The organism is Pseudomonas sp. LARHCG127 (assembly GCF_052871455.1).
The window spans coordinates 14,349-33,739 of sequence record NZ_JBIXJT010000024.1; the positions used below are offsets into that span (position 1 = coordinate 14,349).

Here is a 19,391-nt window from a genome sequence, read left to right on the forward strand (position 1 = left end):
CACCGCTGTTCTCGACAGCGGTGGTGGAAGGTTAGAATGCGGCAAATCAGGACGAAACAATGACCGAACATACCCTCTCGGAAGCCGAATACGACGCCATCACCGATGCCGCTGCCCATTGGTGCATGCGTCTGCATGCCGTCGACTGCACCGATGCCGAACGGCAGGCGTTCCAGCAATGGCACGATGCCGATCCGCTGCATGCGTTCGAATACGAAGCCATGTTGGAAATCTGGGAGGTGGCCGATCATCTGCCGCGCGTCGAGCCAGCAGCCCCCGCCCCAGCGTCCAGGCTCCGGTCGCGTTGGAGCCGGTTGGCTGTCGCCGCCGCGATGCTCGTCGTGGGCCTGCCCGTGGCCGCCTACACCGGCTGGAATCTGGGCTGGGTTGCCAATTCCTACGAGCGATTCGAAGCCGGCACGAGCGTCCGCCAGATCACGCTTGACGACGGCAGCCAGGTCGAACTCAACCTGGGCAGCGAGCTAACCTTCGCCAACTACAAAAACGAGCGTCGGGTGACGTTGAAAAAAGGCGAGGCGTTTTTTGACGTCACCCATGACAAACAACATCCGTTTGTCGTGCGCGCCGGCCAAGGCCAGGTGCGGGTGACCGGGACGCGCTTCAACGTCTGGATGTACCAGGACCAGGTGCGGGTCACGCTGGTGGAAGGTTCGGTCAAGGTCATCAGTAACCAGGCGCTCACCCATAACGGCCTGCAACTTTCGCCGGGCATGCATGCGAGCTACAAGGCGGGCGACCACCAACCGCAAGTCCGCGAGACCGATCCCAACGACAGCTCGCTGGCGTGGCGCAACGGCAAGTTGGTGTTGGATAACCTTGCCCTGAGCGATGCGCTGCCGCTGATCAACCGCTACCTCGACCGTCCCGTAATGCTCGCTGACAACAGCACCGGCGGCCTGCGTGTCGGGGGTGTCTACAACATCGGCGAAGTACAGAACCTTGTGGCTTCGTTGCCGAAAGTCCTGCCGGTCTACCTGACGCAGAATAAGGACGGCAACCCGGTGCTCAATCCCATCGGGCAACGGCCGGTTCAATAACTGAAAAGGCCTCTTTGGGAACGAAATTCTGTTCACTTAAAGGGAATGACGAACCTGTGGCGAGGGAGCTTGCTCCCGCTGGGCTGCGCAGCAGACCCATTTGTGAGCGCTTCGCGCTCAAGCGGGAGCAAGCTCCCTCGCCACGGGTTTGCCGAACGCCTCAGGTACAACAGCGGTTATTGCGTCGCCACCCTGCCCGCCTCATCCCGCTCACGAATAATCAGGACCTGATACTGTGGATCAGCCTTGATCTGCTGTTCGGTGAAGGGCAGCACACTCCACTGTTTCTGCGAAAACGCCTGGGTCTGGTCGGCCGAATAAGGCGAAGCAGGGTCGCTGGAAATGGAGAACGCCAACAGCCCCTGGGCTTGTGGACCTTTATCGTCAAACGTCACCACTTGCAGGTAGCTGGTGCCGCTGACCACCTCTCGCTTGCCGTTCGCCCCCGGCACGCTCTGGATCGCGTTATAGATGCCCAGCTCCCCGGGGCCGCCGTGGATCGGTGTCTGTCGGGCGCCACTGCTGGCCACCTGGACGTCTTGCCATCGGCTGTCCTTCGACAACCCGGCAGCCTTCACCGCCTCCACCGAGGCCAACATGGCTTCGCGCACGGCCTTGAGCACAGGCGGCCGCTCAATCGCCAGGCCGCGCGGGGTGCGTTGCGGATCCTTGGGATCGAACGCGACGCGCCATGAGTCAGGCAGCGCCTGCAGCCGTTCCATGATCTGCTGGAAATGCACGAACCCCAGGCCGCTATTCAAACCAGCCTTGCGATCCCAGGCCTTGAGGCTGGCACAGGCTTCGGCCAACGTCCGCGCATCGCTCCCCAGGTCACCGGCGCATACGCTGAGCAGGTCCGGCATCACCTGGTCCGCCAGGTACACCTGATCGTCCATGACCATGTGTTGCAAATCCTCCACCTTCACCGGCCCGGCCTTGGCCAACTGGCCCATCCGCTCGAGCGCAAAACGCGCGCGCAGCCCCAGTGGCTGGCCGTGCTGGCTGATCAACGGGGAATAACCGGACAAGGGTTGCGCCGGGTTGACCATCCAGGCCGAATCGTTGGAGTTCTGCACATAATCACGACGCAGCAGCTGCGGGAGCTTGTCGGCGGCATAAATGCCCTTCTGTACCGCTTTGGCATCGCTGCCCCAGGCACATTCGCTGCGAGAACCATCCAGCACGATCATCTGCAACCCGGCCCTGGGATCGCTGCACCGGGACAGTTTGTCGGCATCGACGTTCGGCACCACCGACACATTCATGTAGAGGCTTTGCCCCTGGTCGTCCACCGCCAGGGTATTGACCCAGGGAATGCCCTGGATCTCATGGACGGCGGCCTGCAAGTCCTTGAGCGTGACCGCCTTGTTCATGGCGTACCACTGGGCCAGCACCCGATCGTTTTCCAGGTTCGCGTCCCGCAGGCTGTAGGCGAACCGGTTATCCCAGTCCAGCCGGCCGGGCCATTGCACGATCGGGCCGAACTGCGAGCCATAGACCACGCGGGAAACCGTCTGCACCTGGCCGTCGGGTTGCTGGATGTCCACTGTGACCGTCTGTTGGCTCATCGGTACGGACTTGCCATCGAGCAAGTAGCGGGTCGGGTCCTTCGGGTCGAGTTGCAGGCGGTACAGGGTGAAATGCTTGGAACTGTCGACGGTGTGGGTCCAGGCCAGGTGCTGGCTGAAACCGATGTTAATCATCGGCAGGCCTGGCAGCGCCGCGCCCATGACGTCCAGCTTGCCGGGAATGGTCAGGTGCATCTGGTAGAAACGCATGCCGCCCACCCACGGAAAATGCGGGTTCGCCAACAACATCCCACGACCGTTGAACGAGCGCTCACTGCCGATGGCCAGGGCATTGCTGCCGCGCTCCAGGGCAAAACGCTGCTGCCGGGTCGCGGCGGCAGCGAAACTCGCGGCCGGAGCGGCGGCGAGCGCGGTCGCCTTGGGCGGTTGCGCACCTGCCAGGGCTTCGGCGAATTGGCCGACGCCGCCTTCCACCAACAACCGACGGGTCAACTTGACCAAGTCCAGCGCAGTGATTGGCCGTACCCACTCGCTGGCGCACTGTTCGGGCAGGCCCTTGGCCTTGTGCTCGGCCAACGCGCGGTTGTAGCCCGCCGCATAGCCTTCGACCAATTGCTGCACTTGGGGCGTCTGGGCCTGCCAGAAACCGGAAACCGCTTGCGGCGTATTGAGCCAGTTGAAGAACAGGTCGCTGACGCGGTTCTCCCGCTGTTCGACCGTGACCTGCTCGGGCCCGAAATAACGCGAGCGCTGGGCGTTGACCGTAACAATCTCATTGGCCAGCAGGCACAGGTTGTCCTGGGCGTAGGCATAGCCGATGCCATAACCCAACCCACGCTCGTCCTGAGCCCGGATATGCGGCACGCCAAAACGGGTGCGCCGGATCTCGGCACTGGCCTGCGCCCCATCGTCCTGCGCATAGACCACAGGGCTGAGCCCGAGGGCGATCCCTAGAAAAGCGCCTGTAAGGCCAACCCTCGATAACTGCCCGGACATTCTCACGTTCTCTCCTGATGAAAACCGCAAAAACCAGAACGGCTACCGCTGCGCCTGTAGACAACACTCGGCCCGCCTGGGAAATCACACACCGCATGCTGAACCGGAATGTGCCTACCTTGAAAACGAACCGGATAAAAAAAAATTAATGGCCTGGCGCCGCTTGAGCACGGGGGTTTGACGAAGCCGGGGCAATTTTTTCACATCGCCGCCTTCATGATTGCCCATCCTCGTTCGTCCTATAACAGGAGAGTATTCGTGACCTTTTCTGATCAGGCTGGTAAGGAGTTTCTGCATGCGTAACGCGCAACTGCCCATGGAGGGCAAGCCAAGGCCGACCGGCGTCTCGCTGAATGCCACCCACCGTGAATTCGACAGGCCGCCAGAGCGCGGCGGCAACGACCACATCAGGCGCCTGCTCAAGAGCTTCGGGCTCAGGACCAGCCTGATTCGCCTCAAAGTTATCGATGCGCTGCTCAAGGCCGCCCACGAAAACCGCTGCCTGGGCGTGCGTGGTGTGCACAGCCAGTTATTGGGGCTGGACATTCCGTTGTCCTTTCTCAGCGTGCGCGAGGTGTTGAAGCGCCTGTGCAGCGAGGGCGTCGTGACCCTCAACCCCGATAAAAGCTACCGCCTGCACCCCAGCGCGATGGCCGTGCTCGAAGCCGAGGATTGAACCCGGCGCTCAGGGCTTGACCTTGCGCCGCATCACGCCGTTGATCACCACCACGATGACCGCCACGGCAATGGCGATGTATTGAAACAGCTGCTCGCTGATCATGCCCTGGCCCTGCATCCAGGACAGCCCCAGCATGATTGCCAGGACGACGAGAACGATCAGAATCGAGTATTTCAAACGTTGCGAATGAGTCATTGCCAATTTCCTGAATGTATCCGTTCTGTATCCAAAGGCTGCCAGGTCCATACCGTATTGCCGGAATGACAGGCTGCCAAGGGGGCATCATGGTACAGCCGAAGGCAAGTCTTCGTGCAATCCCCTCGTTTTATTCCTTGACCGACTGACCTCTAAAGCTGCATCACCCCAGGCCGATACAATCAGGACTGCCCATCCGCCTGCTCCAGAAAGTCGCCTTCGTGCAAGGATTTCCACATGCCCTCATTCCGAACGATTCAGGCTCGCTACACCCTGTTCCTGGTCATTTTCATGCTGGTGTTGTCCCTCCTGACCGTGGTGGGCATCAGTTACCTGGTGGCGCCCAAGCTGCGCCAGACTGAAGAGCAAGTGGCGCTGAACCGCATCGCCGAGGTTGCCGAGCAGATCCAGGGCGAACTGAACAAGGTGCAGGCGCAGCAACGCAGCATCACCCAGACCATCCCGTTGCTCGACAGCGATGCCATCGACAAAGTATTGCCGGGGCTGGTTGACCAGTACGGCGAGTTGAAAGTCTTCGGCGGCGGGATCTGGCCGTTGCCCAACCAGCGGGCCGAGGGACGTAGCAAGTTCAGCACGTTCTGGCATCGCGATGCGTCCGGCAAGCTGGTGGTCAATACCTTCTGGAACAGTGACGCCGCGCCCAACTATTACGAGCAACCCTGGCACAAGGGCGGCATGGCCACGCCGCCTGGCAAATGCGCCTGGGCCGCAGCCTATAAAGACGACGCCAGCGCCGAGCCCCGCACCAACTGCGCCATGGCCATCCAGAAGAATGGCGTGCCTTACGGCGTGTCCACCATCGACGTGACCCTGGGCTTCTTCAACGACCTGATTGCGCGCAAGGAAGCCGACCTGAGCGCCGAAATGCTGATCGTCGAAGGCGACGGCAAGATCATCAGCAACAGTTCGCGCATCAGCGGGCCGATCGTGTTGAAGAATATCGGCGACCTGGCGGCATCCTCGCCATTCGCTGCCCAGGTCAAGGCAGGCCTGGCCAAGCGTGACCAGCCGTTGCAGCGGGTCGAGTTCGACAACAAGGGCGAGGCCAGCACCTTCTTCATGCGCCCTATCGAAGGTTCGCCGTGGTTCCTTGCCACTGCGCTGCCAACCCGACTGATCACCGCCCAACGCGACGATGTGCTGAACACCTTGAGCCTGCTGCAGATCCCAATGGTGATCCTGTTGGTGTTGATGCAACTTTACGCGATCCGCCAATTGACCCACCGCATGAAGGTGCTCAAAGGCAACATCGACGCCTTGTCCACGGGCGATGCCGACCTGACCCGACGCATCATCATCCGGGCCGAGGATGAATTGGGCGCGATCGGTCATTCGGTCAACCGCTTCATCGCTTACCTGCAAGGCATGATCGGTGAAGTCACCCAGGCCACCGGCGCCATGGCGTCGAGCCTCGGCGATCTGCAGCGGACCTCGGCCCACACCAGCGAAATCCTGATGCGCCACGCCTCGGAAACCGACCAGACCGTGACCGCCATTACCCAGATGAGCTCCACGGCCGAAAGCGTCGCGCAAAACGCCGCCGAGACCGCCGCGTTCACCCAACGCGCCAACGAGCATGCCGACCGCTCCCGCGTGGTGGTCGGCGAGGCCTCCAACAGTGTGGTGGCGCTGATCGATGAAGTGGCCAGCGCCACCCGCAAGGTCGAGAGCATGCAACAGGACGCCCAGCGCATCACCGAAATCCTCGGTGTGATCGGCGCCATCGCCGGGCAGACCAACCTGCTGGCCCTCAACGCCGCCATCGAAGCCGCCCGGGCCGGTGAGCAAGGCCGTGGTTTTGCCGTGGTGGCCGACGAGGTCCGCGCCCTCGCCGCTCGCACCCAGGCCAGCACCTCGGAAATCAACGAAATGCTGACCCGCCTGACCCAGGGCGTGAGTTCGTCGGTCTCGGCCATGGAAAACACCCAGGCCAGCTGCCAGTCGGCCGCCGATGCGACGTCACGGGTGAACTCGGGCCTGGACGAAATGGCCGGCTCGGTCAGCCAGATCAACAGCCTGAGCACCCAGATCGCCACCGCCGCCGAGCAACAGAGCGCGGTGACCGAGGAGATCAATCGCAGCATGGTGCAAATCCGCCACATGGTGGAGGAACTGGTGGAAAGCGGCTTGGCCAGCGAAGCCAATACCCGGCAACTGCTGGAAGCCAACACGCGGGTGAATGCGATCATGGGACGGTTCAAGGTGCGCTAAGGCGACACGCAAATTCCAGATCTGCCCTCCTGTGGGAGCGAGCTTGCTCGCGATAGCGGTCGAACAGTCAACATCAATGTCGGCTGATCCGACGCTATCGCGAGCAAGCTCGCTCCCACAGGTTTTCTTCCGCCCCCCACCTGACAATTCTGTAATCCCCGCCTCAGCCCCCTGTCAGCTCGTGCTCGCTACTCTGTTATCCTCCCTCCAAACCGTACGACACGAGACCACCTCCATGGCCAACCCCCTGCACCTGCTCGCCTTGAGCGCCCTGTTCCTCACCTCCCTGGCCCAGGCCGCCGAGCCGGTGACCATCGATGTGCACCGCGATGCCAATTGCGGCTGCTGCAAAAAGTGGATCTCGCATCTGCAAGAAAACGGCTTCAAGGTCAACGACCATGTCGAGGCCGACATGAGTTCGGTCAAGCAACGCCTGGGCGTGGCGCCGAACCTGCGCTCCTGCCACACCGCCGAAATCAACGGCAAATTCGTCGAAGGCCATGTCCCGGCCGACCAGGTGCTGGCGTTGGGCAAGCGCGATGACTTGCTCGGCGTGGCCGCGCCAGGCATGCCCATGGGCTCGCCCGGCATGGAAATGGATGGCATGAGCGACGCTTATCAAGTGATCGGCCTGAAAAAAGACGGGACCCAAACCGTGGTGGCGGATTACCCGGCCCACTGATGGGCGAAGCCTATATCGGCTTGTTCCTGGCGGCGTTCGGCGCGGCGACCTTGTTGCCGCTGCAGTCGGAGGCCTTGTTGGTCGGCCTGTTGCTCAGCGAGCGCCACGAAACCGGGTTGCTGCTCGCGGTCGCCACAGTCGGCAACGTCCTGGGTTCGCTGGTGAACTGGTGGCTGGGCACGCGCCTGGAACACTTCAAGGACCGCCGCTGGTTTCCGGTCAGCCCGGCCCACCTGGACAAGGCTCGCCTGCATTACCAGCGCTTCGGCCGCTGGTCACTGTTGCTCAGTTGGCTGCCGATCATCGGCGACCCGCTGACCCTGGTGGCGGGGGTGATGGGCGAGCCGTGGCGACGTTTCCTGCTGATCGTGACCCTGGCCAAAGGCATGCGCTATGGCGTGCTCGCCCTGGCCACGCTGGGCTGGATGGGTTGAACGTTCGGGCCGTTCGGTTGCCTGTGGTTAATGTCGCCATAATCGAGTCGCGCCAGGATCGGCGGCGGCCACAAGGAGATCGACCATGCCCCGAATCATGCCCCGTTGGTTGCCCAGCCTGTTCCTCACCGCCGCCCTGCCCCTGCTCGCCCAGGCCGCCAATCCCCCGGAAGGCCCGGCCTACGGTGCGCAGTTGGAAGGCTTCGAATACCCCTACACCCTCAAGCATTTCGCCTTACAGTCCCAGGGCCAATCCTTGCAGATGGGCTATATGGACGTGCCGGCCCAAGGCAAGGTCAATGGCCGCACCGTGGTGCTGATGCACGGCAAGAATTTCTGCGCTGCCACCTGGGGCGATTCGATCAAGGCCCTCAGCGAGGCCGGCTACCGGGTCGTCGCGGCAGACCAGATAGGCTTCTGCACCTCGAGCAAACCCGAGTATTACCAGTACAGCTTCCAGCAACTGGCAACCAACACCCAGGCCTTGCTCAAGGCCCTCGGCGTACAGAAAGCCATCGTCCTCGGCCATTCCACCGGCGGCATGCTCGCCACCCGCTACGCGTTGCAGTTTCCCGATCAGGTCGAACGCCTGGCAATGGTCAACCCCATCGGCCTGGAAGACTGGAAAGCCTTGGGCGTGCCCTACCGCACCGTGGACCAATGGTACGCCCGTGAGCTGAAGGTCACCGCCGAGGGGATTCGCAATTACGAGCGCACTACCTATTACGCCGGCCGCTGGAAACCTGAGTTCGACCGTTGGGTGGACATGCTTGCCGGCTTGAACAAGGGCCCGGGTCATCAGCAAGTGGCATGGAACTCGGCGCTGATCTACGACATGATCTTCACCCAGCCGGTCTACTACGAGTTCAAGGACCTGACCGTGCCCACCCTGCTGCTGATCGGCACCTCGGACACCACCGCCATCGGCAGCGACATCGCGCCGCCGGCGGTCAAGGCCAAACTGGGCCACTACGAGGTACTGGGCAAGCAGGTGGCCGGGCTGATTCCGCGCGCGACCCTGGTGGAGTTCCCCAATCTGGGGCACGCCCCGCAAATGGAAGAGCCGGATCGGTTCCATAAGGCGCTGCTCGGCTGGCTGGACAAACCCATTCCCTGACGAGGTGATCCATGGCGGTGCAAATAGCAGTCATAGACGATTGGCAAGATGTGGCACGCGGCGTGGTGGATTGGTCGGTGCTCGACAGCGTCGGCCAGGTGACGTTTCTCCATGACTATCCCGCCGACCGCGACACCCTCGCCGAACGTTTGCAGCGCTTCGAGGTGATCTGCGTGATGCGCGAACGCACCGTGTTCGACGAAGGCCTGCTGCGCCGCCTGCCCAATCTCAAGCTGCTCCTCACCGGCGGCATGCGCAATGCCGCCCTGGACCTGAAGGCCGCCGCCGAATTGGGCATCCAGGTCTGCGGCACCGACAGCTACAAGCACGCCACGCCCGAACTGACCTGGGCGCTGATCATGGCCCTGACCCGCAACCTGGTGCAGGAAGCCAATGCCTTGCGCGCCGGGCTGTGGCAGCAAGGCCTGGGCGGCGACCTGCACGGCAAGACGCTGGCAATCCTCGGCCTGGGCAGCATCGGCACGCGGGTGGCGCAATTCGGCCAGGTGTTCGGCATGCGGGTCATCGCCTGGAGCCAGAACCTCAGCGCCGAACGAGCCGCCGAAGTGGGCGTGACCTATGTCAGCAAACAAGCGTTGTTCGAACAGGCCGACATCCTCTCTATCCACCTGGTGCTCGGCGAACGCACCCGCGGCCTGGTGGATGCCCAGGCGCTGGCCTGGATGAAACCCGAGGCGCTGCTGGTCAACACCTCCCGCGGGCCTATCGTCGATGAAACCGCCCTGATCGACGCCCTCCAGCACAAACGCTTGGCCGGTGCCGCCCTGGACGTCTTTGCCCAGGAGCCCTTGCCTGCCGCCCATCCGTTCCGAACCCTGGACAACGTACTGGCCACGCCCCATGTGGGTTACGTCAGCCGACAGAATTACCAGAGGTTCTATTCCTTGATGATCGAGGACCTGCTGGCCTGGGCGGCGGGCACGCCGATTCGGTTGCTGACGCCGGCGGGCTGAGCAGGAGCACCACTGTTCCCTTTGTGGGAGCGAGCTTGCTCGCGATAGCGGAGGGTCAGTTGCAGGGTTGGTGACTGGCACACCGCTATCGCGAGCAAGCTCGCTCCCACAGGGGACAGGGGTGTTTCCAGTGGGCGTGATTAGCCATCAAAACGCCGCTATTTCACCCGCCCCCCGATGGTGCGTCGCGCCATCCCATCGCGCACATCAGTGAACCAACTCCCTCCCCCTACACTTTTTTCTTTTCAGGAATGTGCACTTCGTCGGTGCGTATTCCCCAACGTCGTGTAAGACATTGCCGCTAAAAAACGTGATTGTCGGACAATGCGACGAACCGAGCCGCACCGCTCTAGGATCTGACCTAGACTGCCTAACCGGGAGGAAAACCGACCGGTCATCCAGACGAAAAAAAGTCGAAACTTTTCGCAACGGCGACAGGTCAGGTTAGAGGTAGGGCAATAGCGACTGGTGCAGTCCTTGCACTGGTCATTGCAACAGCTCCTCCAGCTGCTTCGCTTCGCCGCGTTTGGGTAGCCGTTCGCTTTCCTTCGTAGCGCTTGTGCGCCTGGCCGCAGGATTCGGCCAATGAAACAACAGCTCTGGCGCTTGCCGGAAACAGATCGAGAAAATGGGAGATATTTATGATCAGTGCTGCCTTGGAACCACAACAAGTCCGTTCACAATTACCGCCGGCGGCCGAGTCGCCGACGGCCCCGGTGCTGGCCACCGGCGGCAAGGCACTGCTCCCCGTCGCTCGACAGAATCCCAACCGCAAGAAAGTCCTGTTCGTCACCTCGGAAATCGCCGACCTGGTCAAGACCGGCGGCCTGGGCGACGTGTCCTCGGCACTGCCCCGGGCCATGGCCGGGCTGCATGATGTCCGGGTACTGATCCCCGGCTATCCGCAAGTGATGAACAGCGGCAATCCGATCCACATCATCGGCGAACTGGGCGGCCACGCAGCGCTACCGCCCTGCAAGATCGGGCGCATGGACATGGCCGATGGCCTGGTGATCTACGTCCTGATCTGCCCGGAACTGTTTGCCCGCGAGGGTTCGCCCTACGGCGCCAACAACGGCCGCGACTGGCCCGATAACCACATTCGCTTCGCCCGCCTGGGCCTTGCCGCCGCCGACATCGCCGCCAACCTCGCGCAGATCCACTGGTGCCCGGACCTGGTCCACGCCCACGACTGGCCAGCCGGGTTGGCGCCCGCCTACATGCACTGGCGCGGGCAACGCACCCCGACCCTGTTCACCATCCACAACCTGGCCTACCAGGGCGTGGTCAGCCTCGCCTCCTGCCCGGAGCTGGGCATCCCCGAGCACGCCCTGCAACAGGAAGGCATGGAGTTCTACGGCAAACTGTCGTTCCTCAAGGCCGGGATGGCCTACTCCAGCCATATCACCACCGTCAGCGCCACCTACGCCCAGGAGATCACCACCCCGGCGTTTGGTTGCGGGCTTGACGGCTTCCTCGCGGCCAAGACCCAACAAGGCTTGCTCAGCGGCATTCCCAACGGCATCGACGAAAGCTGGGATTCGGCCACCGATTCGCACCTGTTCCGCCAGTTCGCCATCGGCGACTGGGAAGGCAAGGCAGTCAACGCAAGCCATGTGCGGGAGCTGTTTGGCCTCGACGACTCCACGGGCCCGCTGTTCGCCGTGGTGTCGCGCCTGGTCTACCAGAAAGGCCTGGACCTGACCGAAGCGGTCGCCGAGTTCATCGTCGAGTCCGGTGGCCAGATCGCCATCATCGGCCGTGGCGAACCGGAGGAAGAACAGGCCATGCGCGAACTGGCGCTGCGCTTCCCCGGCCGCATCGGCGTACGCATCGGCTTCAACGAAACCGATGCCCGGCGGATGTTTGCCGGCAGCGACTTCCTGCTGATGCCATCGCGCTACGAGCCTTGCGGCTTGAGCCAGATGTACGCCCAACGCTTCGGCTCGTTGCCGGTGGCGCGCAATACCGGGGGCTTGGCGGACACCATCGAAGATGGCATCACCGGTTTCCTGTTCGATGAGTCCACGGTGGAGAGCTACAAACAGGCCTTGAGCCGGGCCTTCAAGGTCTTCGAGTTCCCCGACCTGCTCAACGCCATGCGCTGCCGGGCCATGTCGGCGCCGTTCAACTGGTGCAAGGCCGTGGAACCCTACGCCGAACTCTACGAACAGCTGGTGGCAAAGTCCCTGGGAAAATCGGCCAGACAATGAGGTAACAATGACGTCAAGGACGCCTGAAACATGGACCCATGGCGCGGTGATGCTGGATGACGAGCACACCCGCTTCGCCCTCTGGGCCCCGGATGCCTTTTTTGTCAGTGTCGAACTCGACACTGGCGATTCAATACCGCTACTGCCCCAAGCCGACGGCTGGTTCATGATCCAGACCCGTTGCCCCGCCGGCACCCGCTATCGCTACAACATCGACGGCGAGCTGGAGGTGCCGGACCCGGCCTCTCGCGCCCAGGCCGGCGACATTGACCGCCACAGCGTGGTGGTCGACCCCCATGCCTACTCCTGGCGGCACACCCAGTGGTCCGGCCGCCCCTGGCACGAAGCCGTGATCTACGAACTGCACGTGGGCGCCCTCGGCGGTTTCAATGGGCTCGAACAGCATCTAGCGCGCCTGGCGGGGCTTGGCGTCACCGCCATCGAGCTGATGCCGCTGGCGCAGTTTCCCGGTGATCGCAACTGGGGCTACGACGGGGTGCTGCCCTACGCGCCCCAGGCGTCCTATGGCACGCCTGAACAGCTCAAGCATCTGATCGACAGTGCCCACGGTCATGGCCTGTCCGTCATCCTGGATGTGGTCTACAACCACTTCGGCCCTGATGGCAACTACCTGCACCGCTATGCCAAGGGATTCTTCCGCGAAGACAAGCACACGCCCTGGGGCGCGGCGATTGATTTTCGCCGTCGCGAAGTGCGGGACTTCTTCATCGACAATGCGCTGATGTGGCTGTTGGAATACCGTTTCGACGGTCTGCGCCTCGACGCGGTGCATGCCATCGAAGACCCGGATTTCCTTCAAGAACTGGCAGCCAGGGTGCGCGAACAGGTGGACCCGGTCCGGCATGTCTGGCTGACCGTGGAAAACGAACACAACCAGGCCAGCCTGCTGGAACAGGGCTACGACGCCCAGTGGAACGACGACGGCCACAATGCCTTGCACGTGCTGCTGACCGGTGAAACCGACGCCTACTACGCCGACTATGCCGAGCAGCCGACGGAACAACTGGCACGCTGCCTCAGCCAGGGTTTTGTCTTCCAGGGCCACATCAATCGCCATGGCGAATCCCGGGGCGAGCCCAGTGGCCACCTGCCGCCGAGCGCATTCGTGCTGTTCCTGCAAAACCATGACCAGATCGGCAACCGTGCCCTCGGCGAACGCTTGCATCAGCTCGCCGCCCCCCAGGCCCTGCAAGCAGCGACGGCCTTGTTGCTGTTGTCACCGATGATCCCACTGCTGTTCATGGGCGATGAAGCAATGGCCGAACAACCGTTCCTGTTCTTTACCAGCCACCATGGCGAGCTGGCGGAACTCGTGCGCGAAGGCCGACGCAACGAGTTCAAGGCCTTCAGTGCTTTCGCCGACCCGCAGCAACGCGAGCGAATTCCCGACCCCAACGCGGCCGGCACCTTCGAGGCGTCACGCCCGAGCCTGGAACCACAGCGACCGGAGCAACAGGCCAGCGAGGCGCTGTATCGCCAACTGCTGAAAATCCGCCGTGAGGACATCGTCCCGCGCCTGCCCGGCGCTCAAGCCCTCGGGGCCGATGTGCTGGGCCATGGCGCCGTCAGCGCACGCTGGCGACTGGGCGATGGCAGCGTGTTGCGCATCGACCTGAACCTTGGCGAACGCCCCGTCGAACACCAGGCTCCGGAAGAGGTACGCATTCTTTTCGAACATCCGCAGCAGGCCATGGGTCTGTTGCAACAGGGCGTCCTTGCGCCCTACAGCGCGCTGGTCAGTCTGACGCAGGCGACAACCTTGCCCACCATCACTGGAGAGCGCCTATGAGCGATGCGCAACTGGAAATCCTCGCCGGCCGAGCGGGCCTGGCGGTGGATTGGATCGATGCCAATGGCAGGGCCCAGAAAGTCTCGCCGGCCGTCCTGCGCTCGGTCCTCACCGGCCTGGGCCATCCCGCCGGCAGCGCCCAGGAAATCGACGCCAGCCTGCTGCAGTTACAGGAGGATCAACAGAACCATCAACTGCCACCGCTGATCACCGCCGATGTCGGGGCCAGCCTGGACTTGAGCCGCTACTTCGAGGCCGGGACGCCCTGCGAAATCAAACTCGAAGACGGCGCGACACTGCACCTGAACCTCGATGCCGAGGCCAGGCTGCCAGGGATGGTCCCGGTGGGCTATCAGCACGTCCATATCCAGAACCAGCATTTCACCCTGGCCGTCGCACCGGCCCGCTGCTACAGCGTGGCCGATGCGGTGGACGACCCGACGCCCCGGGCCTGGGGACTGAGCGCGCAGTTGTATGCCTTGCGACGCCCCGGCGACGGTGGTTTCGGTGACACCCAGGCCCTGGAAGAGCTGGCCCGGGTGGCCGGCGAGCGCGGTGCCGAGGCCATTGCCATCAGCCCGATGCACGCCATGTTCAGCAGCGACACCGGACGCTACAGCCCTTATTCGCCATCCAGCCGATTGTTTCTCAACAGCCTGTACGCCGCGCCCGGCACCATCCTCGGTGAACGTGCCCTGCGCACCGCCATCGACGCCACCGGCTTGACCAATCAACTGCGCAACCTGGAAGAGCAGCCGCTGATCGACTGGCCGGTCGCCGCCCAGGCCAAGCAGAAAATCCTCCGCGCCCTGTATGACGGGTTCAGCCAGGGCGCGCACCCGTTGCACGAAGACTTCAGCAGTTTTCGTCACAGCAGCGGTGAAGCACTGGAGAACCATTGCCGCTTCGAAGCCTTGCAGGCCGAACGCGCGGCCCGGGGCGAAAGCCTCGACTGGCGGCAGTGGCCGGAAGAACTGCGTGATCCACGCAGCGCGGCCCTGGCCCATTTCGCCGAGGAAAACGCCGATGAGATCGGCTTCTACGCCTTTTGCCAATGGTTGATTGCCCGTTGCCTGGAACGCGCCCAGAGCGCCGCCAAGTCCAGCGGCATGGGCATCGGCTTGATCGCCGACCTGGCGGTGGGCGCCGACGGTGGCGGCAGCCAGGCCTGGAGCCGCCAGGACGAACTGCTCGCGTCACTGACCGTGGGCGCGCCGCCGGACATTCTCAACCGCTCCGGCCAAGGCTGGGGCATCTCGGCGTTTTCCCCGGAAGGCCTGATGCGCAACGGCTTTCGCGCCTTCATTGAAATGCTGCGGGCCAACTTTGCCCACGCCGGCGGCTTGCGCATCGACCATGTAATGGGCTTGCAGCGGCTCTGGGTGATTCCTAACGACGCCCCACCCAGCGATGGCGCCTACCTGTATTACCCAGTGGACGACCTGCTGCGCCTGCTGGCACTGGAGTCCCATCGCCACCAGGCCATCGTGCTCGGCGAAGACCTCGGTACCGTGCCGGATGGCTTGCGGGAAAAACTCATCGCCCGCTCGATCCTGGGCATGCGCGTACTGTTGTTCGAACAGGACAACACCCACTTCAAGCCCATCCTCGACTGGCCGGACAACGCCCTGGCGACCACCAGCACCCATGACCTGCCAACGCTAAACGGCTGGTGGCACGGTCATGACATCGACTGGAACGCCCGGCTGGACCTGATCGATTCCCCCACCGAGATGGACTGGCGCAAACACCGCGAGCGCGAACGCGAAGGCCTGCGCCAAGTTCTGAACCAGGACCCGCAGAATTTTCGCGAAGAACATCGAGAGACCGACCAGGTGCTCGATGCCAGCGTGCGCTTCCTCGGCCACACCCGAGCGCCGCTGGTCTTGCTGCCACTCGAAGATGCCCTGGGCATCGAGGAGCAAGCCAACCTGCCCGGCACCATCGACACCCACCCCAACTGGCGCCGCCGCCTGACCCAACAGAGCCAGGCGCTGCTGGACCACCCGGACGCCGCCCGGCGCCTGGAAATACTCGCCTGCGCGCGACTTCAGGCGAACGAGCGTGACCGATGAAACAGACGTTGATCCAACCACTGCGGGCTACGTTGCGCCTGCAGTTCCATAAAGGCTTCACCCTGGACGATGCCATCCCCCAGGTACCGTACTTCGCCTCGCTGGGCATCAGCCATATTTATGCTTCGCCGCTGCTCAAGGCCCGGGCCGGCTCCATGCACGGCTACGACGTTGTCGACCCGACCCTGGTCAATCCCGAACTGGGTGGCGAAGCCGCGCTCAAGCGCTTGGTTGCAACGTTGCGCGAGCACCGGATGGGCTTGATCCTCGACATCGTGTCCAATCACATGGCCGTCGGCGGCAATGACAATCCCTGGTGGCTGGATCTGCTGGAATGGGGACGCCTGAGCCCCTACGGCGAGTTTTTCGACATCCAGTGGCATTCCCCGGACCCGCTGATGGAAGGCCAGTTGTTGCTACCGTTCCTGGGCAGCGACTACGGCGTGACCTTGCAGGAAGGCACCCTGCAACTGCGCTTCGATTCCGCCCAGGGCAGCTTCTATGTCGAGCATTACGAACACCGCTTCCCGATTTGCCCGATGCACTACGGCGAGCTGCTCAAGCCCGCCGAAACCCTGCCCGCCGAACAGGCCGAACCGCTCAAGGCCCTGGCCGAGCGCTTCACTACATTGAATTACCAGAGCGATGCCCACACCCTCGCCCGCCCGCTGCAAGCAGAGTTGCAGGACCTGGCGGCACACGCCGGCATCCTTGCCGCCATTGAGGACAACCTGGGCGCCTACGACTCCACCCAGCCCCAGGGTTTCGAGCGCCTGCATCAGTTGCTGGAGCGCCAGAGCTACCGGCTCGCCAGCTGGCGCACCGCAGCGGACGACATCAATTGGCGGCGTTTTTTCGATGTCAACGAACTGGGCGGGCTGCGGGTCGAGCGTCCGGCCGTATTCGAAGCCACCCATGCCAAGATTTTCGAACTGATCGGCGAAGATTTGGTGGATGGGCTGCGGATCGATCATATCGACGGTCTCGCAGACCCTCGCGGTTACTGCCGCAAATTACGCAGGCGTCTTGACTCGTTGTCGCCGTCGCGGCACCTGCCGATCTTCGTCGAGAAAATCCTCGGCGATGGCGAGACCTTGCGCCGGGATTGGAACATCGATGGCAGTACCGGCTACGAGTTCATGAACCAGGTCTCGCTGCTGCAGCACGACCCGGCCGGTGCCTCCCCCCTCGCTGAATTCTGGAGCCGGCACAGCGAGCGGCCGGCACATTTCATTGAAGAAGCCCGCCTGGCTCGCCAACAGATTCTCAATGGTTCCTTGGCCGGGGATTTTGAAAGTGTCGCCCAGGCCCTGCTGCAAGTGGCCCGGGACGATGTGATGACCCGCGACCTGACCCTCGGCGCGATTCGGCGGGCCTTGCAGGCGTTGATCGTGCATTTCCCGGTATACCGCACCTACATCACGCCCATGGGGCGCTCCGCCGAAGACGAAGTGTATTTCAACCAAGCCCTGGAAGGTGCCCGGCAAATACTCAGCGAAGCCGATTGGCCGGTGCTCGATTGCCTGGCCGGCTGGCTCGGTGGAATGCCCTGGCGGCAACGTCCGCGGGGCAGCCAGCGTAAACGCCTGCGTCACGCCTGCGTGCGCTTCCAGCAACTGACTTCGCCGGCGGCCGCCAAAGCCGTGGAGGACACCGCGCTCTATCGCTCGGCGGTGCTGCTGTCGCGCAATGACGTCGGCTATAACACCGAGCGCTTCAGCGCCCCGGTGCAAGAATTCCACCAGGCATGCCTCGAGCGACTCGAACATTTTCCCGACAACCTGATCACCACCGCCACCCACGACCACAAGCGCGGCGAAGACACCCGCGCCAGACTGGCCGTGCTCAGCGAGCGCGCCGATTGGTACGCCACCTGCGTCGAACAATGGCGCATCCTCTCGCCTTCGCTGCACAGCGACCCGTCTGCGCCCTCGGCCGGTGATGAACTGATCCTCTACCAAGCGTTGCTCGGCAGCTGGCCGCTGGACCTCGACCTCCAAGACCACAAGGCACTGGCCGAATACAACGAGCGCCTATGGCAATGGCAACGCAAGGCCCTGCGCGAAGCCAAGCTGCAAAGCAGCTGGGCGGCGGTCAACGATGCTTATGAACAAGCCACCCAGATGTTCCTCGAACGCTTGCTGCTGGGCGATGAGGGGCTGCCCTTGCGCAGCGCCATTGCCGAGGCGGTCCACGCCATGGCGCCGGCGGGTGCGCTCAACAGCCTGGCGCAAACTTTGCTGCGCATGACCGTACCCGGCGTGCCGGACCTGTACCAAGGCAACGAGTTCTGGGATTTCAGCTTGGTGGACCCGGACAACCGCCGCCCGGTGGATTTCCAGGCGCGCCGCGAGGCAATGCACGCCGACAACACGCCGGCCGCGCTGGTACGGGATTGGCGTGACGGCCGGATCAAGCAGGCATTGATCGCCAGGACGTTGGCCATGCGGGCCGAGTACCCGCAGCTATGGCGCCAGGGCCGCTACCAGCCGTTGGAAGTACTCGGCGAGCAGGCCCACCGGGTGCTGGCTTTCATGCGTGAGGACTCGCAGCAGCGAGCGATCATTGTCGTACCTGTCCATGTGGCGCATTTGCTGGAAAACAGTGCCGTGCCGCTGGTGGTTGCGTCGGATTGGGGCGATACCCGCGTGTCGTTACCGTTCGCCGCCAAGGATGAAAAACTGAAGGGATTTTTTTCAAGCGCAACAGTCACACCCCAAAGGGAGCTGCTGATCAGCGCCGCGCTGGGGAATTTCCCGGTCAATGTCTTTATCCAATCTTGAGTTGAATCAGGAGCACTGCGATGAGTACCGACGATAAACGCATTCGTGAATTCGCCTATCAGATCTGGGAGTCCGAGGGTAAGCCCACCGGGCAGGAAAAACGCCACTGGGAGATGGCGCGCAAGCTCGCCGAAGCCGAAGCGCTGGCGCCGAGCAAGCCACCCAAGGCCGCGAGCAAATCGGCGGCCAGCAAGACCGACGGCGCCAAACCCGCTACCGCCAAGAGCACCACGGCCAAGACTGCCGCGAAGAACACCACGCCCAAGGTCAAGCCAGCGGCCAAGCCTTCCGCGGCGACTGCAGCGACAGTGCCCCCCGTGAACAAGGCAGCCGACAAGAAGCCGCGGGCACCGCGCAAGCCGCCGGCGGTTTGATTTCTCCTGCGTCATCGGTCTCGGGCAATCATTTCTTCGTGCCAAAGGGGTTTGCATGTGGCGAGGGGATTCATCCCCGCTGGCGTGCGCAGCGCGCCCAAACGAGTGAACCCGATCAGCCTGTGACATTAACGCTGAATATTTGGGGCTGCTGCGCAGCCCAGCGGAGATAAATCCCCTCGCCACAGGTGAAGGGTGGAACCTACCCCGCTCTAATGAATCGCATCGCTGTATCTGTCT

Annotated in this window: 14 protein-coding genes; 12 read left to right on the top strand and 2 right to left on the bottom strand. The window is 63.0% G+C overall.

The window, feature by feature from the left end:
- Positions 1-59: 59 nt before the first annotated feature.
- A complete protein-coding gene (locus ACIPQ1_RS27220) occupies positions 60-1,058 on the top strand; it encodes a FecR family protein (protein ID WP_446535081.1) in 999 nt (332 codons plus the stop codon).
- Between the two features lie 176 nt (positions 1,059-1,234).
- Here ACIPQ1_RS27220 and pvdQ read toward each other — a convergent pair whose 3' ends face one another.
- The gene (pvdQ, locus tag ACIPQ1_RS27225; protein ID WP_411384876.1) at positions 1,235-3,583 is read right to left on the bottom strand and encodes a bifunctional acylase PvdQ; all 2,349 of its coding nucleotides are present in this window, start codon (positions 3,581-3,583) and stop codon (positions 1,235-1,237) included.
- A gap of 295 nt (positions 3,584-3,878) precedes the next feature.
- On the opposite strand from pvdQ, the gene ACIPQ1_RS27230 reads away from it, so the two are divergent.
- Positions 3,879-4,259, top strand: coding sequence for a fe2+ zn2+ uptake regulation protein (locus ACIPQ1_RS27230; RefSeq protein WP_186705708.1), 381 nt, complete (start codon positions 3,879-3,881; stop codon positions 4,257-4,259).
- 9 nt (positions 4,260-4,268) lie between these two features.
- Here ACIPQ1_RS27230 and ACIPQ1_RS27235 read toward each other — a convergent pair whose 3' ends face one another.
- Positions 4,269-4,457 carry a hypothetical protein gene (locus ACIPQ1_RS27235; protein ID WP_186705709.1) on the bottom strand — a complete coding sequence of 63 codons (189 nt, stop codon included), beginning with the start codon at positions 4,455-4,457 and terminating at the stop codon, positions 4,269-4,271.
- Positions 4,458-4,694: 237 nt separating this feature from the next.
- Between ACIPQ1_RS27235 and ACIPQ1_RS27240 the strand changes: the two genes are divergently transcribed.
- From ACIPQ1_RS27240 to ACIPQ1_RS27285, 10 genes are all read left to right on the top strand, one after another.
- Positions 4,695-6,689, top strand: a complete 1,995-nt coding sequence (locus ACIPQ1_RS27240; protein ID WP_411384877.1) for a methyl-accepting chemotaxis protein — start codon at positions 4,695-4,697, stop codon at positions 6,687-6,689.
- Between the two features lie 235 nt (positions 6,690-6,924).
- A complete protein-coding gene (locus tag ACIPQ1_RS27245) occupies positions 6,925-7,371 on the top strand; it encodes a DUF411 domain-containing protein (protein WP_411384878.1) in 447 nt (148 codons plus the stop codon).
- Positions 7,371-7,805, top strand: a complete 435-nt coding sequence (locus ACIPQ1_RS27250; protein ID WP_446535082.1) for a YqaA family protein — start codon at positions 7,371-7,373, stop codon at positions 7,803-7,805. The genes ACIPQ1_RS27245 and ACIPQ1_RS27250 overlap by 1 nt, the downstream gene beginning before the upstream one ends.
- 85 nt (positions 7,806-7,890) lie before the next feature.
- Entirely contained in the window at positions 7,891-8,922 is a 1,032-nt protein-coding gene (locus ACIPQ1_RS27255) for an alpha/beta fold hydrolase (protein ID WP_446535083.1), read from the top strand.
- 11 nt (positions 8,923-8,933) lie between these two features.
- Entirely contained in the window at positions 8,934-9,896 is a 963-nt protein-coding gene (locus ACIPQ1_RS27260; RefSeq protein ID WP_250964907.1) for a D-2-hydroxyacid dehydrogenase family protein, read from the top strand.
- Between the two features lie 641 nt (positions 9,897-10,537).
- Complete coding sequence (gene glgA, locus ACIPQ1_RS27265) at positions 10,538-12,109, top strand: glycogen synthase GlgA (protein WP_207965915.1); 1,572 nt, start codon at positions 10,538-10,540, stop codon at positions 12,107-12,109.
- Between the two features lie 7 nt (positions 12,110-12,116).
- Positions 12,117-13,919, top strand: coding sequence for a malto-oligosyltrehalose trehalohydrolase (gene treZ, locus ACIPQ1_RS27270; protein WP_411384882.1), 1,803 nt, complete (start codon positions 12,117-12,119; stop codon positions 13,917-13,919).
- Positions 13,916-15,994: a 4-alpha-glucanotransferase gene (gene malQ / locus ACIPQ1_RS27275; RefSeq protein WP_446535084.1), complete on the top strand. Its 2,079-nt coding sequence runs from the start codon at positions 13,916-13,918 to the stop codon at positions 15,992-15,994. The genes treZ and malQ overlap by 4 nt, the downstream gene beginning before the upstream one ends.
- Positions 15,991-18,777 carry a malto-oligosyltrehalose synthase gene (locus ACIPQ1_RS27280; protein WP_446535085.1) on the top strand — a complete coding sequence of 929 codons (2,787 nt, stop codon included), beginning with the start codon at positions 15,991-15,993 and terminating at the stop codon, positions 18,775-18,777. The genes malQ and ACIPQ1_RS27280 overlap by 4 nt, the downstream gene beginning before the upstream one ends.
- Before the next feature lie 20 nt (positions 18,778-18,797).
- Positions 18,798-19,151, top strand: coding sequence for a DUF2934 domain-containing protein (locus ACIPQ1_RS27285; protein ID WP_411384885.1), 354 nt, complete (start codon positions 18,798-18,800; stop codon positions 19,149-19,151).
- Positions 19,152-19,391: the final 240 nt, after the last annotated feature.

Coding starts and splice junctions, on each gene's coding strand:
- ACIPQ1_RS27220 (WP_446535081.1), top strand. CDS start 60: ATGACCGAACATACCCTCTCGGAAGCCGAATACGACGCCATCACCGAT.
- pvdQ (WP_411384876.1), bottom strand. CDS start 3,583: ATGTCCGGGCAGTTATCGAGGGTTGGCCTTACAGGCGCTTTTCTAGGG.
- ACIPQ1_RS27230 (WP_186705708.1), top strand. CDS start 3,879: ATGCGTAACGCGCAACTGCCCATGGAGGGCAAGCCAAGGCCGACCGGC.
- ACIPQ1_RS27235 (WP_186705709.1), bottom strand. CDS start 4,457: ATGACTCATTCGCAACGTTTGAAATACTCGATTCTGATCGTTCTCGTC.
- ACIPQ1_RS27240 (WP_411384877.1), top strand. CDS start 4,695: ATGCCCTCATTCCGAACGATTCAGGCTCGCTACACCCTGTTCCTGGTC.
- ACIPQ1_RS27245 (WP_411384878.1), top strand. CDS start 6,925: ATGGCCAACCCCCTGCACCTGCTCGCCTTGAGCGCCCTGTTCCTCACC.
- ACIPQ1_RS27250 (WP_446535082.1), top strand. CDS start 7,371: ATGGGCGAAGCCTATATCGGCTTGTTCCTGGCGGCGTTCGGCGCGGCG.
- ACIPQ1_RS27255 (WP_446535083.1), top strand. CDS start 7,891: ATGCCCCGAATCATGCCCCGTTGGTTGCCCAGCCTGTTCCTCACCGCC.
- ACIPQ1_RS27260 (WP_250964907.1), top strand. CDS start 8,934: ATGGCGGTGCAAATAGCAGTCATAGACGATTGGCAAGATGTGGCACGC.
- glgA (WP_207965915.1), top strand. CDS start 10,538: ATGATCAGTGCTGCCTTGGAACCACAACAAGTCCGTTCACAATTACCG.
- treZ (WP_411384882.1), top strand. CDS start 12,117: ATGACGTCAAGGACGCCTGAAACATGGACCCATGGCGCGGTGATGCTG.
- malQ (WP_446535084.1), top strand. CDS start 13,916: ATGAGCGATGCGCAACTGGAAATCCTCGCCGGCCGAGCGGGCCTGGCG.
- ACIPQ1_RS27280 (WP_446535085.1), top strand. CDS start 15,991: ATGAAACAGACGTTGATCCAACCACTGCGGGCTACGTTGCGCCTGCAG.
- ACIPQ1_RS27285 (WP_411384885.1), top strand. CDS start 18,798: ATGAGTACCGACGATAAACGCATTCGTGAATTCGCCTATCAGATCTGG.